At 35.3% G+C, this 2,926-nt stretch carries 1 protein-coding gene; it reads left to right on the top strand.

What is annotated here, in order from left to right; genetic code table 11:
- Positions 1–2,318: type ISP restriction/modification enzyme (locus BN67_RS07820; RefSeq protein ID WP_019223571.1), on the top strand; the 2,318-nt coding region annotated here is incomplete at its 5' end.
- Positions 2,319–2,926 lie beyond the last annotated feature (608 nt).

Here is a 2,926-nt window from a genome sequence, read left to right as displayed (position 1 = left end):
TTGGGATTGTTTATACGCCCGTTGAGGTTGTTGATTTTATCATTCATTCTGTTGATGATGTGTTGCGGAATGAGTTTGAAACAAGCCTTGGGTCTCGTGGTGTTTCTATTCTTGACCCTTTCACTGGAACTGGAACCTTTATCACACGGCTTTTACAATCTGGACTGATCAAACCCGAGGATATGGAATACAAATTCCGTCATGATATTCATGCCAATGAGATTGTCTTGCTTGCCTATTACATAGCAGCGATTAACATTGAAACGACCTATCATAGTCTTATGAAAGGGAATTATATACCCTTTAAGCATATTGGTTTAACGGATACCTTCCAGATGCTTGAAGAGAAAGATTTGCTGCGTGGTGGATTCAAAGCGAACAGTGACTATTTAGAACTTCAGAAAAAACTCAATATCAAAGTTATCCTTGGTAATCCTCCTTATTCTTTTGGACAAAAAAATGAAAATGATAATGCAAAAAATACTCCTTATCCGATTTTAGATAAACGGATCAGTGAAACCTATGTTACTCAATCTGAATCAAGCAATATGCAAGCACTTTATGATAGTTATATTCGTGCATTGCGTTGGGCTAGTGATCGTATAAAAGACCGTGGTGTTATTGGTTTTGTCACAAACGCAGGCTTTATCAGTGGTCATTCTCTAGATGGTTTACGCAAATGTCTTGTTGAAGAATTTAGTAGCCTTTATATTTTCCATTTACGAGGGAATCAACGAACTTCCGGTGAAGTTTCTCGAAAAGAAGGTGGCAAGATTTTTGGATCCGGCTCTCGAGCCCCTATAGCGATTTCTATTCTTGTAAAGAATCCAGATGCGCAACAGCGTGGCAAAATATATTTTCGTGATATTGGTGATTATCTCGATAGAGAAGAAAAGCTCACGATAATAGAGTCTTTTAAGAGTATTGGTGGTATTATAGAAAAACAAGCTTGGCAACTGATTACACCAGATAAACATGGTGATTGGATAAAGCAACGTGATGAAAGTTTCGAAGCGTTCTTAGCTTTAGGTTCTAGAAACAAGCATGACAAAAAGCTCTTTGAAATCTTTTCGTGTGGTATTGTAACTAGTCGTGATGCTTGGGCATATAACTCAAGCCATGAAGTTTTAGCGAAAAACATGAGTAATATGATTGGCTTTTATAATAACGAAGTAAAGCGTTTTAATGAAACCTATGGGCATTCTAATCGTGAGACACGTAAAAAGGCTGTAGATAGTTTCGTAAACTCAGATGCAAGTAAAGTCAGTTGGAGTAGTAGTCTCAAACAAGAATTGGTAAGAGGAAATTTTTCCGAATTTGAAAATGGTTGCTTAGTTAAAAGCCTTTACCGTCCTTTTACACAGCAGTGGCTTTACTACAGTCGTATTTTAAACCATAGAGTTTTCCAAATGCCGTGTATATTTCCGATGGGCGAAGCAATTGAAAATAAAGTGGTACAAATTACAGGTACGGGAGCAAAGAAGGATTTTTCTGTACTCATGACTAAGAATGTGCCTGAATTTCAAGTGATAGAGAATAGTCAATGCTTTCCACGCTACATTTATGAAGAGGTTGCAATTTCAAAAGATAAAAATAAAAAGCACCTCCATTTATTCGAAAATTCTATAAAGAATAGTGAAACCGTTGGTTTACAACGGCGTGATGCACTCACTGATGAAGGCTTAGCACATTTTAAAGCAGCTTATGCTGGTGAAACTATAACAAAAGATGATCTCTTTTATTATGTTTATGGCATTTTGCATTCAGAAGATTACCGTGCTCGTTATGCTGATAACCTCTCTAAAGAACTGCCTCGTATCCCTTGTGTAAAGAGTGCTGATGATTTTTGGAAGTTTGTGACAGCAGGACGTGAACTGGGTCATTTGCACATGAATTATGAAATTGTAGAACCTTATCCCGTGACCTTTAAAAAGGGTGATCCAAAATTGACTAATATCTCTAATCCTGAGAAATTCTATTATGTGACTGAAATGAAATTCGCAAAAATTAAGGATAGTAAGGCAAAAGATAAAACCACTGTTATTTATAACAGCAATATCATCATGACAGACATCCCTCTTGAAGCTTATGAGTATATCGTCAATGGCAAGCCTGCTCTTGAATGGGTTATGGGGCGTCAATGTGTAAAGACCGATAAAAAAAGCGGTATCGTTAATGATGCTAATCGCTATGCCGTTGAGACCATTGGCAACCCTGCTTATCCTTTAGAATTGTTTCAAAGGGTTATCACAGTAAGCTTAGAAACCATGAAAATTGTTAAGAACTTACCAACATTAGAAATAAGAGAAACTGAATAACTTATAAGGTATGCTCACATAATGGGTATGATAAACTCATAAGGGGTAAGAGTCTTATAACTATAGATTTTTATACCTCCCTTTATACATTGCTTACATACAATCTTTAAAAGGATAGTTTATATGCGTTATTCTAAAAAGAAATGATTTGCACTTTTAAACACTCTTCTTTGGATTGCTTTAAGGCTCTTCAGAAACCCCTTCCTCTATAAGATCAGATTTTTGAGATTGCCTTTAAAAGATTATACCGTCATCTAAAATGATAGCTTTATCCTTTTCAGAAGCTTTGTTTAAAGAGAGTTATGTATATTCATTTTCTTATATGACTTTATAGGTTTTGAAGGTTCCTAACACCCTCAAAATACCTTCAAAAATATATCGTAGGTTGTATTTATAGGTTGTATCTTGATATAGGTTGTTTATTAAAAAATAACCACTTGAAATATAATGACTTTTATTTTTTGATTGAAAAAAACATATAAGGAGGGTAAAAGGAACCCTCAAAATCTTCAAAACCTCAAAACTCATAACCATAATGATCTTGATAGCATCTCTATAAGTTACAAGCTATCTTTTGAAAGGCTTTAAAGAATCCCATGCTTTTCATA

Source organism: Bartonella rattaustraliani AUST/NH4 (genome assembly GCF_000312565.1).
Taxonomy (GTDB): Bacteria; Pseudomonadota; Alphaproteobacteria; order Rhizobiales; family Rhizobiaceae; genus Bartonella; species Bartonella rattaustraliani.
This window is presented reverse-complemented; position numbering and strand designations above follow the sequence as displayed.